Genomic DNA, 12,878 nt, shown 5'->3' with positions numbered 1-12,878 from the left:
GCATTTCTAGGTAGAACCTAGAAACGAGATAACGAGATAAACGGGATAAAAATTAACCTTTAAACTTTTAATTTTATGATTTTCTTAGAATTAACCTTAGAAAACTTTGGCCCCTATCGAGGCAAACAAGTTATTGATTTACGCCCTAAAATTAAGGATAATGTGATTAGTCCCATTGTGTTATTTGGAGGCATGAATGGAGGCGGAAAAACCACCTTAATGGATGCAATGCGGCTGGCGCTTTATGGACAACGCGCTCAATGTTCTACCCGGGGAAGTTTAAGTTATCCTGAATTTCTCAAACAAGCGGTTAATAAACAGACCTTAGCCCATGAAGAAACCAGTGTAGAATTGTTATTTGAACATATTGTTAAAAATATGCAAGTCGAGTTTCGGGTCAAACGTCGCTGGACAAAAAACCCGAAAAATGGTAAGGATATTTTAGGCATATTAATTGATGATTGGCCGGACTCCGCTTGGGTAGAAACCTGGGATGAACGCATCGAAGATTTTTTTCCCATTGGAATTTCTAACTTGTTTTTATTTGATGGGGAACAGGTGAAGGAATTAGCCGATTTAGACAGTCCTCCTAATGTTGTGGTACAAGCAATTCAATCTTTATTAGGATTAGAATTATCTGAACGTTTGGCCGTAGATTTAGATATTTTAGCGAACCGTAAACGCCGACAGTTAGCCGACTCAAAAGAGTTAGCCTATTTAGAAGAAATTGAAACTAAACTCAATCAGTATAAATCCGAAAAAGAGGCGGCGGAAATAGCGGTAGAAGAATTAAAAATTAAGGCTGGAATTGCCAAGAAAAAGTTAAATCAAGCTAAGGAAAAGTTTAAACTCGAAGGGGGTAAAATAGCCGGAGAACGGAGTCAATTAGAGAAAAAGTTAGAGGAGGAGAAAGAAAAAGCCAAACAACAACGGGAACAGCTTGGTGAATTAGCAGCCGAAGGTTTACCTTTAAGTTTAATTCAACCTTTATTAATTCAAGCGCGAAACCAAGGAAAACAAGAGTTAAACTGGGAAAAAGCCAAGGTAGCCCAGGATTTTATTAAAGATCGAGATCAACGATTATTTCAATATTTAGAAGAACTTAATCTTGCCAAGAAACAGTTAGAAAGTGTTAAATTATATCTGGAAACCGATTATCAAAATTTGACCGAAAATCATCATCAAGACAATATATTTTTAGAAATTGATGAAAAAATTTTCAGTCAATTAGGAACATTCTTAGACCATCAACTTCCCAGTCAAATCCAACAATCTCAGGACGTTTTAGAGGCTTTACGGGTGATTGAAGATAGCCTATCTAGTCTGGATAAACAATTGGCTATTGCCGCCCCTCCAGAGGTCTATGAACAACTCTTAGAAACGGTATCCCAAGCCCAAACCGAATATACTAAAATTGAAACGGCGATCGAAGGAGCCGAACAACGGGCTAAAAAATGTTTAGCTGAATATGAAAAGGCCAAAAAAGACCTAGAAAAATATAGTCAAAATACCATTGATCGAAAAAATGCTAATCATATTATTGAGACTATTAGTAAAGTTCAGAACTCTTTGAAAATATTTAAAGAAAAATTAACCCTGAAAAAATTGAATAAATTAGAAGTGGAAGTGACCGAGTGTTTCCGTTATTTATTACACAAATCAGACTTAGTACATCGAGTGGTCATTGCTACAGAAGATTTTAGTTTATCCCTCTATGATCCCCAGGGACAACCTGTAGAGAAACATCGCCTCTCTGCGGGGGAAAAACAACTCTTAGCGATCGCCTTTTTATGGGGTTTAGCTCGGGTTTCAGGACTCAATTTACCCATCGCCATTGATACTCCATTGGGTCGTTTAGACTCCTCCCACCGTCAAAACCTAATTGAACGGTATTTTCCCGCAGCGAGTCATCAAGTTATTTTACTCTCAACCGATACGGAAATTGCCCAGAAGGAAGTTAATAGTTTACGAGAACAGGATGCGATCGCCCGTGAATACCTACTCAAATACGATCCCAAAAAGCGCCAAACCCGGATAGAACAGGGTTATTTCTTTTGAAATTAAGGGAATAGGGAGTAGGGGAGGTAGGGGGAGCAGGGGGAGCAGGGGAAGCAGGGGGAGCAGGGGGAGCAGGGGGAGCAGGGGGAGCAGGGGGAGCAGGGGGAGCAGGGGGAGCAGGGGGAGCAGGGGGAGCAGGGGGAGCAGGGGGAGCAGGGGAAGCGGGGAAAAGACTTCACCGCAAAAAAATATTAATTTTGAAAAAATTTCGTTTTTTGGCTAGGGGGGGTTGACAAAACCCGTCGCCCGGGAGACAATATTCTAAGGGGGAGTTCGCCCATACTCTTGACTAATTAGTCAACAAGCCCCCACAAAACTTGAGTTATCGCAGTGACCGCTTCCTGCCTTGGTGGTTAAAACAGGAATATTTATCAAAGGACATGAAAGGGGGCTGTTATTCACAGGCTTCTATTGTTGCGGGGGGTAGGGTGTAATTTTGTGGCTCAAATACACATCAAATTAAGACATCAATCTATCCCTGAATCCAGTTATTGCATATCAAGTTAAAACCCCTACACCGTAGATAGTGCAGGGGTTTCAGTAATCATCTATATCTAGTATCCGGAAAAGCGGGTGGCGGGAATCGAACCCGCATTAATAGCTTGGAAGGCTATAGTTTTACCACTAAACTACACCCGCGTTGTCTTTCACAATTTCTAACTATAGCATAAACCTCAGAATTGTAAACCCCAGTTCTCAAAGTTTTTTTTGAGGACTGGGGAAAACCACTGGGACATCAGCTAAGAAGCCGAGGATTCAAGGGTTTGCTTGGGTTTGAACTGCACCACCAGATAATTGAGTGCCTGTTTATTGACATCCGCCCCGCCGTAAACGGACGGGGATTCCTCACCACGCCACCTTTTTAGGATGGTCGCTGAATGGGGTTGACGCTTCGCGCTTCGCGCAGGCTTCGCCAACGCAGACTGTTGCTACTTTTAAAGTAGTCTTACACTGTCTCCACGTCCGTTTTAAGTCTCGGAATGCCCTCCCGCGACCTGAGTTTAACCTCGTTCACTAAGTTAAACTTTTTGTTTAATTTGTTAATTAATGCGTTCAAGGTTGGATTTACCATTGCCTTACATCCGCTTCCCCAGTTTCTAATCTCAACCCCACAGGACTTTCAACCTTGTTATTTATTTCGGAGTATCTTTGATTCGGGCGGGTCTTTTCAAAACCACTAATGTGTTAACAGAAAACCACAGTAATTCGGTAGTTTTGTTATTTATCTTAATAAAAAGTCGTCCCCCATTTTCATGAGGGCAGGCCTAGAAGGACGAGGTTTTAAACCCATTTTTCTGATAAAAGACTGTAATAAATTGGCCTGTTGATTTTGCTGGAATACGGTTTGTAGGGTTTTCTTAAGACTATCCCAATTCAAACTCGGATTGTCGGTGGCTTCTAACAGCAGGGACTGGGCTTGGAAATACTCAATTAAACTCAATCCGGCAATTCGGGTTAAATAGGCCGCGCTCACCCCCTGTACCAAACTTCCAGCAATAAACGTCACGGTATTAGTTTTCAATAACGAGGTTAAGGTTTGGGTGGAGATTTCTACCAACCCCAATTTCAACATCTGGGTGCTAATAGTTGTGGCAACTTCTTGACCTTGACTTAGGGAGAATTTCTGTTGATAAATCGCCCCTAAATCCATTACCAATTGGGCATTAACCGCCGCCGTTGCTAACATATCTAAAGCCGGAACTGGATTAGCCACCGTCGCGGCCGCCGCAATCCATTGATATTTTTCAATCAGAGGTAAAGCCTGTTCTCGGCGTAATTGATTGAAAATCTCTTTCGCTTGCCGTTGCAATTCTAATGCTTCCCGATAGGTTGTTGCTAATACTAATTTTTGCTGTTCTTGACTTAAAATAGAATTGAGATGGTTGATAACCGAATCAAGGATAGGTAATTGGGGTTCTAACCATTCTTGAACTGTCCCATCATCTTGATGTTGACGCACTTTTATCGCATTGGGAGAAGCTGCGATCGCCACAATATCTTCCGGGGATAATACCCCCGTCAATGTGGTTTTTAGCTGCTGTAAAATCACCGGTTGTTCCCCAATTAAATATTGATCTTGCTTATTCCAAACTAAAATTAAGCGCTGGTTATTAGCCACCAATTCAGATATAGTTTTAAATTCGGGGTCGGTTAAATCTCCGGCGGTGACAAATAAAACCACATCCGCCACCGTGATTAAATTAGGGAGGGCAGAATCGAGTTCTGGGGTGGAAATTTCCATCAAACTTAACGTCTGAGGTTGTTGGGGCAGCCAGTCGGACTGCAACCTTTGTAACAAGGCGGTTTTTCCCGTGCCTTTGTTGCCCGCAATAGCTACCCGCAGGGCTGTTCGTTGCAGTTGACCGTTGAGTTGCTCCCCTTGCTGTTGTAGGGATTCTAAACGGCTATTCTGAGTTGGGGATTCTGTGGCCAAACGAGCGATCAGACTTTGGGTTTGGGCGATCGCCTTTTCTACTTGATCCTGATTTAAAAGTTCTGGAGGCGGCGACAATTGCAGGGATTCTGTCCTTTGTTGCTTAAACCACCACAGTCCGGCACTACTGAGGGCTAAACCAAATAGAACTATTTGTCCGAATTCAGAAGCTGAATTCTGAACACTTTCCAACAACCATAGACCGAAAGAAAGCCCGACCCCCCCAATTAAAATTGGGCGTTCCAATTTAACTGTCATTTTGTCCTCCGCCAACGCATCAATTAACCCTAATTTCTATGGTACTTCGACCGGGGCAATTTGTGGAATTTTAGCTCAAAATCACTGCCACTGATCGGTTTGTCAGCATTCAGGAGCTTGATTAATTTAAACTTGCTAAATTAAGTCTTTTTTTTAAACTTAATTTGCCTGAATAAATAATTAATAAAAAGCTGTTTAAACATTCGTTAACCTTGATTTTACCCCGACTTATAAATATTGAATAATTTTTTTACAATTTTAACCATTCAGAATTACAATAGAGATTGAGTTGATCCTACCCACCTAAATTCTAAATTATGTCCAAAACTAAAAAAACAGAGCCAAAAATTACCAAAGACATTAATCTTCAAGATCCCCAATATTACTTGAGTCGGGAACTTAGTTGGTTAGAATTTAACCGTCGGGTCTTAGCAGAAGCCTTAGATCCTCAGAATCCTCTGTTAGAACGGTTAAAATTTTTAGCTATTTTTAGTTCTAATTTAGACGAATTTTTTATGGTGCGAGTGGCCGGAATTAAACGACAAATTGAAGCCCAAGTTAATAAAGTTACCGCCGATGGTCGGACTCCACAACAACAACTAAATGCGATCCATGAACGATTGTTACCAATGGTTACGGAACAGCACCAATATTTTGAACAACAAATTAAACCCGAATTAGCTCAAAATGGGATTCATTTATTAAATTATATTGATCTAAATCAAGAACAAAGAACTTATTTAAAACATTATTTTGACGAAGGAATTTTTCCGGTTTTAACCCCCTTAGCCATTGACCGTAGCCATCCCTTTCCCTATTTATCTAATCTGAGTTTGAATTTAGCCGTTGTTCTCAAAAATCCTGAAACCAAAGAAGAATTATTTGCTAGGGTGAAAGTACCGAGTTCTTTACCTAGATTTATTTCCTTACCTAAAGAATTAAGAGTACAAGAAAATGGGGAATTTTCCCCTTGGGTTGGTATTCCCATTGGTCAAGTCATTGCCCATAATTTAGAATCCCTATTCCCGGGAATGGATATTCAAGATTATTATATTTTTAGGATTACCCGCGATGCTGATTTAGCAGTGCAAGAAGATGAAGCGGATGATTTATTATTAGCGATTGAACAAGAACTACGCAAACGTCGAGTCGGTGGGTCTGTTGTTCGTCTGGAAACCAATAGTTCAATACCGGACTATTTACGCGATTTATTAGTCGATGAATTAGAGTTAGAACCGGAAGATATTTATGCCGTAGATGGGTTGATGGGGTTACGCGATTTAATGTCTTTTCTGAGTTTACCCTTACCCGAATTAAAAGATAAACCTTGGACTGCCGTTTTGCCCCGTTGGATGAAAGATAGTGAAGATATTATTCCGTCTAATTCGGAAACAGATGAAAAAGATATTTTTGCCATCTTACGACAAAAAGATGTCTTAGTTCATCACCCCTACCATTCATTTTCTGCGACAGTTCAACAGTTTATTAATCAAGCAGCCTATGATCCTAATGTCTTAGCCATTAAAATGACATTATATCGCACTTCCGGGGATTCTCCGATTATTGCTGCTTTAATTGATGCGGCGGAAAATGGCAAACAGGTTGCCGTTTTAGTGGAACTTAAAGCCCGATTTGATGAAGAAAATAATATTCAATGGGCAAAAAAATTAGAACAAACAGGAGTTCATGTTGTCTATGGGTTGGTTGGTTTAAAAACCCATACTAAAATTGTGATGGTTGTGCGTCAAGAACAGGATAAAATTCGCCGTTATGTTCATATTGGCACGGGAAATTATAATCATAAAACTGCTAAACTGTATACGGATTTAGGGTTGTTAAGTGCCTGTCCAGATTTGGGAGCAGATTTAACAGATTTATTCAATTTCTTAACCGGATATTCTCGTCAACAGTCCTATCGTAAACTGTTAGTTGCTCCGGTGAATATGCGAAAACGATTTTTAGGGTTAATTCGTCGGGAAATCGAACAGGCAAATCAAGGGAAAACCGGGCGAATTGTTGCTAAACTTAATTCCTTAGTTGACCCAGAAATTATTGCTACATTATATGAGGCATCTCAAGCGGGAGTTGGGATTGATTTGATTGTGCGGGGAACCTGTAGTTTGCGTCCTGGTTTAGAGGGAATTAGTGATAATATTAAGGTGATTAGTATTATCGGACGATTCTTAGAACATTCTCGGATTTTCTATTTTTATAATGGTGGACAGGAGGAGGTTTATATTGGTTCAGCAGACTGGATGTCTCGCAACTTAAATCGTCGGGTTGAAGCGGTAACTCCGATAAAAGATCCTGATATTGCTAAGGAGTTAGAAGAAATTTTAGGGATTATGTTATCGGATAATCGGAAAGCCTGGGATTTACAGCCCGATGGTCAATATATTCAACGTCATCCGGCAGAAAATACCCCGGAATTAATTGCCCATGATATCTTCATGGAAAATGCTTTAAAGAGTTAAAAAACATGAATTATTGGTTGATTAAATCAGAACCAGATGTGTATAGTATTGAGGATTTAAAACGCGATGGCACTTCGATTTGGGATGGAGTGAGAAATTATCAAGCCCGAAATTTTCTCCAACAAATGCAAATCGGAGATTTAGCATTCTTTTATCATTCTAATACTAAACCTCCGGGGATTGTGGGATTAGCTAAAATCATTGAAAACAACCTAATTGATCCCAGCCAATTTGATGTTAATAGCCCCTATTTTGACCCGAAAGCAACGCCAAATTCTCCCCGATGGTATACGGTTAAAGTTGAATTTGTGGAACAATTTTCTGCTATAATTAGTTTAGATAGTCTCAAAAAAACCTTTAATTCTGAGGAATTTGGCGTTGTTAAACAGGGAAATCGCTTATCTGTTATGCCTGTTTTAACATCCGTTGCTGAGAGAATTTTAAGGTTGAAATCATGATCACGGATTTAAGAGGATTTCACTGATTTCACGGATTTTAATCTGTGTTAATCTGCGTAATCCTCTTAAATCTGATTACTGATTATTTGGGGATTGCAGAAAATACCAAAAAGGGTTACAATGGTGTAGTATGTAAAAATTACACTTTTAAATCTTGAGGCATTGATTCAAACAGAAACCTTAGAACTACTGGAATGGCAACGGTTATGTCGTCATTTATCCACCTTTACGGCGACAAAACTTGCTGCGGTGGCGGCGCAGCATTTACACATTCCCACGACCGTTGACCAAACTCTGCAACTATTAGCACAAACTCAAGAAACTTATAAATTAGAACTGCGACAAAATGGCTTAAAATTTGAAGGAATTGAAGACATTAGCGTTTATTTAGAACGGGTAGAACGCCATGGAATGTTATCAGGAAATGAACTATTAGCGATCGCTACAACCTTAGCCGGAGCTAGACAATTACGGCGAATTATTAATAGCCATTCCGATATTCCTATTATAACAGAATTTGTCTCGGAATTGAGAACCTATCCCGAACTAGAGCAGGAAATTTATCACTGTATTGATGAACGGGGAGATGTTGCAGATCGAGCTAGTGTTAAATTAGGGGGAATTCGGGGACAATTACGGAGTATTAGAGATCGGGTTTATGGGATTTTGCAACATATTATTCAACGCAAATCTAACGCCGTTCAAGAGCAATTAATTACCCAAAGAAGCGATCGCTTTGTCATCCCAGTTAAAGCCTCTCAAAAAGATGTAATTCCTGGGATTGTTCATGATAGCTCAACAACGGGTGCGACCTTATATATAGAACCCAAAGCCACAATTGATCTTAATAATCAACTCCGGCAAATTCAACGGCTAGAAAAAGCCGAAGAAGACATAATTTTACAGGGATTAAGTGAGAAAGTTGGGGCAGTTCAAGCGGATTTAGAAAGATTATTAATGATTGTAACGACTCTCGATTTAGCCGTGGCTAAAGCCCGTTATAGTCTGTGGTTAGAAGCAAATCCCCCCCGCTTTATTGATTTAGAATCATCAGAAGATTCAACCTCAAATTACATCAATTTAAGACAACTTCGTCATCCATTATTAGTTTGGCAACAACAACATGAACAGGGATTTCCCGTTGTTCCCATTGATGTTGTCGTCCATCCTAAAATTAGGGTAGTAGCGATCACCGGGCCGAATACCGGAGGCAAAACCGTTACCTTAAAAACCCTGGGATTAGCAGCATTAATGGCAAAAGTCGGGTTATTTATTCCCGCTAGAGAACCCGTAGAAATACCTTGGTTTGATCAGGTTTTAGCTGATATTGGAGATGAACAATCCATTGAACAAAACCTATCAACTTTCTCTGGTCATATTCGCCGAATTAGCCGAATTTTAGCCGCAATTAATCCTCAATCAGAAACCAGTTATTCTAATTTAATTCTACTAGATGAAGTGGGCGCAGGAACCGATCCCACCGAAGGGAGTGCCTTGGCGATCGCCTTATTACAATATTTAGCTGATCATGCTTTATTAACCATCGCAACCACTCACTTTGGAGAACTGAAATCCTTAAAATATGAAGATGAAAGATTTGAAAATGCCTCCGTTGAATTCGACGAACAATCCTTACAACCCACCTATAGATTATTATGGGGAATTCCAGGGCGTTCTAATGCCTTAACCATTGCCAAACGGTTAGGATTAAACCCAGAAATTATAGAACAAGCTGCGGGTTATGTGGGGGAAACTTCCGAGGAAGTTAACCAAGTAATTGCCGGGTTAGAAGCCCAACGCCGTCAACAGGAAACTAAAGCTCAAGCCGCAGGTCAACTGTTAAAAGATACGGAACGTTTGCATCAGGAATTAGCCCAAAAAGCCGCAGCGTTAAAAGAACGAGAACGGGAGTTAAAACAAATTCAAGAAAAGGCAATTCAAGAAACATTAATTCAGGCTAAAGCTGAAATTGCAAAAGTGATTCGCCGCTTACAACAGGGGACTCCCACGGGTCAAGATACCACCCAAGCAACGGAGGCTTTAAACCAAATTGCCGGGCAGTATTTACCCTCTAAAAAAGAACCCCCCAAACCTCCCCCAGAGTTTAAACCCAAGGTGGGTGATCGAATTAGAATACCCCGTTTTGGTCAAACCGCAGAAGTCTTAAATGAACCCACACCAGAAGGTCAAATTACCGTCCGATTTGGGATGATGAAAATGACCGTTAGTTTAGGAGAAATTGAATCTTTAGATGGATTAAAACCCACAATTCCTAAGCCACCAGAACGGAAAAAAGAACCCATTCCTGAAAAAGAAATTAAACCCGAAAGACCAATTGTCAGAACCTCTAATAATACGATTGATCTGCGCGGAAAACGCATCTCAGAAGCAGAAAGTGAACTAGATCGAATGTTAGGTCAGATTCATGATTTTGGGGCAATTTGGATTATTCATGGCAAGGGAACGGGACAACTGAGAAAGGGAGTTCACGAATTTTTAGAAACCCATCCTTTAGTTGAGCGATTTGAATTAGCCCCCCCCAATGATGGCGGCATTGGTGTTACAATTGCTTATTTAGGGAATTAATAGGAATTAGCTCAAAGTCCCCCTTTTTAAGGGGGATTTAGGGGGATCTAATCTCGGATATAATAAGTGGTCTTGAAAATGCTAAATTCAGATTCTATTAATGATCAAAAATCCAATCCAAATAGCTATGATTTAGAACCCCAACCCCAAGCCGAACAATGGGGAAAAATCACGGTTCAAATTCAGATATTATTATTAGCAATTGAAGCCCTCATTGGTATTCCTTTAGAAACCATTTTACAAGTAGGAAACCTATTAAAATTAGAGCCGAATGTTCCTGATAAAATTAAATTATTAGAAAAAAAATCAGAAGAAAATCCCTTATCCCTGGAAGAAATGCGATCGCTAGTTCTGATTATTTGTTATATTGCTCAACAGGATCAAATTTTAATTCGCCGAGCCTTGGGTTTAGTCGAACAAATGGCACAGCAAAAAACTGATTTTCGTCAAGTGACCTTGCTGCGGGACTATTTAGACACATTTAATCACAGTTATCAACAGTGGATGACCCAACATCCTCAACCCCCCCTAGACCTTGATACCCTAGCCATTAAATTACTAATTGATCTATTATTTTATAGTAAACCCAATAGCCATCAACAATTATGGTTAACTTTCATAGAGTCCCCAGTTTAATCAATTATTAACGGTTCACCATTATGATGATTATTCGACGCTATACTCCCCCCACTTGTACCCTAGAAGTCCAGGCGAAACGTCCTTTTATATCTCGCCTGAAACAACAACCTGTTTTAGAACAGTTTAAATTTAAACTCTGCTTTGATGATCCCCGTTTACCCGATGCCGATCATATTACCATTGAAGGCGATCGCACCCAACTAGAAACCCTCTCTCAAGTCATCAAAAATTATATTCAAAATCTGCTTAATTTCGCCCAAAATTCAACCCGTGAACCTGCAAAAGTTTCCCTAAAATCTTCCGCTGAAAACACCCCATCCTTCGTTCTATTTGACGAAACCAACTCAGAAATTAAAATTAAACCCGATGGCTTATTATATCATGATTTATTCTTAGGAAATTTAGCTAAAAATCCTACCGATATATTTATTCATTTAAGTATTTTACAACTATTTGATCTATCGGCTGCTTTAGAAGAATATATAACAGAATCAGAAAATTTATCCAACCTAAAATCCCTAGAAAAAACCACCCCCGAATGGTTAAGAACAATTTTATTGATTGCTATTTCTATTGGCTGTTTAACTGGGACAATTAGACTCATCAATCTCTATCGACAACCCCAAGCTCAAACCGCCACCCAACCCTCAGAAACCGTTAAAATTCCGCCCCCAAATCTGGTTCCCTTACCCCCACCATCTAAGTTAGCACCCCTTCCCGTCCCGTCTGCACCCCCCATTCAGATTAAGGTAGCTCCCAATTTACCCCCCGTGAATACCGCCCCCCTGCCCATTCCCGCCCCTCTGTTTCCCAACCCGGCAACCCCCCAAGCCATACCCGACCTGCAACCCGGCTCCGGGGAGTTCATGATTATTCCCCAGGACTCAGGGATCAACGATGGGTCTGTAACCCCCGCACCACCGCCCTTAACGGCCACCGTACCCCCGCCCCCACCCCGCCTAGCCGTGGCTCCTACCCAAGTCCCGCCTCCGCCTCCGCCCGTAATTTTTGCACCCCAAACTATTCAGTTACCCACCTTAAAAAATGCGGCTCCTCCGGTTATTTTAAACGTACCTTCTGCGGAAAATTCTTCAAATTCTTTGCCAGAAAATTCCGACCTAGATAAACAGAATTATTTGGCTCAACTGAATAAACGCCCGCCCACAATTGCCGCCACTCGTCAACAGGATACCACCCTATTTGATCAAATTCCTCAAGTCAGTGAAGTCAGAAACTATTTTCAAAAAATCTGGTATCCGCCTAAAAATTTAAAACGCACTTTACAATATAGTTTAAAACTCAATTCCGATGGATCTTTGCTGAGTATTACCCCCGTGGGTCAACCTGCGGTTAATCGTCAAAAACAACTAGATTTTCCAGAAATCGGTCAACCTTTTGTTTCTCCTTTAGAATCAGGAAAAACCCCTAAAATTCGGTTAGTTTTACAACCGGATGGGAGTGTTCAAGCGTTTTTAGAATCGTTGAATTAGGGTTTTTGTAGCGATGTTTCCCAAAATTTCCCAGTTAATAAAATGTCTACATCCTGGGGAAACGGACAAATATCAGGAAATACTGCATCATATTCAACCTGCATATTGTTCAACGCTTCAAGGTAACAATTGAGATAAGTTTCTTGTAAATAATTCCTCAAACTCGGAGAATCCCTTAGCTGTTTTTTAATATCCTGTTGCGTTCGATAAATCGTTACTTCCCAACCTCGAAAACAATCGGGTAACGGAACATAATACCGTTTCAAAGCGTGTTCAAATAATGTAGTTAACCGACTTTCTAATTCCCGTTTATCCCGCTTTCCCAAAGATTCGATCTCCTCAATTAAATTGTCCCAATCTAAGTTTTCAATATTTCGAGATTTTAACTGATTAACTGTCTCTGTAATCCAGAGTGCAAAATCAATATCATAAAGTGTTTTTAACGAAGTTTTGGTCATGATTATAACCTACATTTTGATCA

At 40.3% G+C, this 12,878-nt stretch carries 8 protein-coding genes and 1 tRNA gene; 6 read left to right on the top strand and 3 right to left on the bottom strand.

Annotation, left to right across the window (positions count from 1 at the left end):
• The first annotated feature begins 75 nt into the window (after positions 1-75).
• The gene (gene dndD, locus AC2D3N_RS14930) at positions 76-2,058 is read left to right on the top strand and encodes a DNA sulfur modification protein DndD (protein WP_484691329.1); all 1,983 of its coding nucleotides are present in this window, start codon (positions 76-78) and stop codon (positions 2,056-2,058) included.
• A gap of 568 nt (positions 2,059-2,626) precedes the next feature.
• Here dndD and AC2D3N_RS14925 read toward each other — a convergent pair.
• Positions 2,627-2,697, bottom strand: a tRNA-Gly gene (locus tag AC2D3N_RS14925).
• Positions 2,698-3,280: 583 nt separating this feature from the next.
• A complete protein-coding gene (locus tag AC2D3N_RS14920) occupies positions 3,281-4,750 on the bottom strand; it encodes a slr1306 family protein (protein WP_484691328.1) in 1,470 nt (489 codons plus the stop codon).
• Between the two features lie 317 nt (positions 4,751-5,067).
• On the opposite strand from AC2D3N_RS14920, the gene ppk1 reads away from it, so the two are divergent.
• From ppk1 to AC2D3N_RS14895, 5 genes are all read left to right on the top strand, one after another.
• On the top strand, positions 5,068-7,224 hold the full coding sequence (gene ppk1, locus AC2D3N_RS14915) for a polyphosphate kinase 1 (RefSeq protein WP_484691327.1): 2,157 nt from the start codon (positions 5,068-5,070) through the stop codon (positions 7,222-7,224).
• A 5-nt stretch (positions 7,225-7,229) separates the two neighbouring features.
• Complete coding sequence (locus AC2D3N_RS14910; RefSeq protein ID WP_484691326.1) at positions 7,230-7,682, top strand: EVE domain-containing protein; 453 nt, start codon at positions 7,230-7,232, stop codon at positions 7,680-7,682.
• Positions 7,683-7,844: 162 nt separating this feature from the next.
• The gene (locus tag AC2D3N_RS14905; RefSeq protein WP_484691325.1) at positions 7,845-10,268 is read left to right on the top strand and encodes an endonuclease MutS2; all 2,424 of its coding nucleotides are present in this window, start codon (positions 7,845-7,847) and stop codon (positions 10,266-10,268) included.
• A 78-nt stretch (positions 10,269-10,346) separates the two neighbouring features.
• Positions 10,347-10,904 carry a DUF3038 domain-containing protein gene (locus tag AC2D3N_RS14900; protein WP_079681443.1) on the top strand — a complete coding sequence of 186 codons (558 nt, stop codon included), beginning with the start codon at positions 10,347-10,349 and terminating at the stop codon, positions 10,902-10,904.
• A 23-nt stretch (positions 10,905-10,927) separates the two neighbouring features.
• A complete protein-coding gene (locus AC2D3N_RS14895) occupies positions 10,928-12,397 on the top strand; it encodes a DUF4335 domain-containing protein (protein ID WP_484691324.1) in 1,470 nt (489 codons plus the stop codon).
• Here the strand turns inward: AC2D3N_RS14895 and AC2D3N_RS14890 are convergent.
• Positions 12,394-12,855 carry a DUF29 domain-containing protein gene (locus AC2D3N_RS14890; RefSeq protein ID WP_484691323.1) on the bottom strand — a complete coding sequence of 154 codons (462 nt, stop codon included), beginning with the start codon at positions 12,853-12,855 and terminating at the stop codon, positions 12,394-12,396. The genes AC2D3N_RS14895 and AC2D3N_RS14890 overlap by 4 nt on opposite strands.
• Between the last annotated feature and the right edge of the window lie 23 nt (positions 12,856-12,878).

Source organism: Planktothrix sp. PLAVEN19ND (genome assembly GCF_057220675.1).
This window is presented reverse-complemented; position numbering and strand designations above follow the sequence as displayed.

What these genes read in the sequence shown, in the direction of transcription:
- dndD (WP_484691329.1), top strand. Translation starts at nt 76, where the DNA reads ATGATTTTCTTAGAATTAACCTTAGAAAACTTTGGCCCCTATCGAGGC.
- AC2D3N_RS14920 (WP_484691328.1), bottom strand. Translation starts at nt 4,750, where the DNA reads ATGACAGTTAAATTGGAACGCCCAATTTTAATTGGGGGGGTCGGGCTT.
- ppk1 (WP_484691327.1), top strand. Translation starts at nt 5,068, where the DNA reads ATGTCCAAAACTAAAAAAACAGAGCCAAAAATTACCAAAGACATTAAT.
- AC2D3N_RS14910 (WP_484691326.1), top strand. Translation starts at nt 7,230, where the DNA reads ATGAATTATTGGTTGATTAAATCAGAACCAGATGTGTATAGTATTGAG.
- AC2D3N_RS14900 (WP_079681443.1), top strand. Translation starts at nt 10,347, where the DNA reads ATGCTAAATTCAGATTCTATTAATGATCAAAAATCCAATCCAAATAGC.
- AC2D3N_RS14895 (WP_484691324.1), top strand. Translation starts at nt 10,928, where the DNA reads ATGATGATTATTCGACGCTATACTCCCCCCACTTGTACCCTAGAAGTC.
- AC2D3N_RS14890 (WP_484691323.1), bottom strand. Translation starts at nt 12,855, where the DNA reads ATGACCAAAACTTCGTTAAAAACACTTTATGATATTGATTTTGCACTC.